This window comes from Shigella sp. FC1544 (genome assembly GCF_001722145.1).
Classification (GTDB): domain Bacteria; phylum Pseudomonadota; class Gammaproteobacteria; order Enterobacterales; family Enterobacteriaceae; genus Escherichia; species Escherichia coli.
The window spans coordinates 1-742 of record NZ_MECT01000370.1 but is presented as its reverse complement, the minus strand read 5'-3'; the positions used below and the strand labels follow the sequence as shown (position 1 = coordinate 742).

At 51.5% G+C, this 742-nt stretch carries 1 pseudogene; it reads right to left on the bottom strand.

From position 1 onward, the window contains the following. Positions 1 to 124: 124 nt before the first annotated feature. Positions 125 to 407 (bottom strand): annotated as a pseudogene (locus tag BGK49_RS16500) (IS110 family transposase); the annotation flags it as partial. Positions 408 to 742 lie beyond the last annotated feature (335 nt).

The window sequence follows — 742 nt, the reverse complement described above, 5'->3', positions numbered from 1 at the left end:
CCTCCGTGGTGGAAATACCGGGGTGTAGCAACAGCTCACCCATGCGGCTCTGACAACGATGTTAACCCGCGTTAAATATCCCACGTTGGCCAGCATCTGTCTCACGGAAAGTCATACTGCCTTACGCATCAACAAAATCATTCTTATTACTTTTGACAAACGGGCGAACGAACTGTGGAGAAATCAGCTTAGTTTCATGTCCAAAATCAGAGATACGGCGAGCCAAAAAGTGTGCACCCGCACAGGCTTCCATTACAACAACTGAGGGCGGACATGTTGCCAGAAACTGCATCAGTTTAGTACTGGGTAAATTTTTTACGCAGAAGAGCCTTACCAGACTTGTCTTGACAATGAATGTGGAAGGAATGCTTTCCGAGATCGATACCAATAAGTGTGATGTTCTGTATGATGGTCTCTCCGTTAAGGGATTCACCTTAACAGCGTACTGCTGTTAGGGTGGGGGTGACCATCTCATTATCCCCGCCTTTTTCCTGCCGGTCCCGGACAGAGCACAAAGGAAGTCGCCGCCGGCTCCGCTTTACCCGGCCATGCGGGGCATGGCCTTGTGGGTTTTCAGCTCTGTAGCCTCAGCGTCGTGTGCGGGCTGTGCCGTGCCTCCATCTTAGCCGGGCTGGCGGGGATGTGGATTTGCCCCTATATTTCCAGACATCTGTTATCACTTAACCCATTACAAGCCCGCTGCCGCAGATATTCCCGTGGCGAGCGATAACCCAGCGCACTA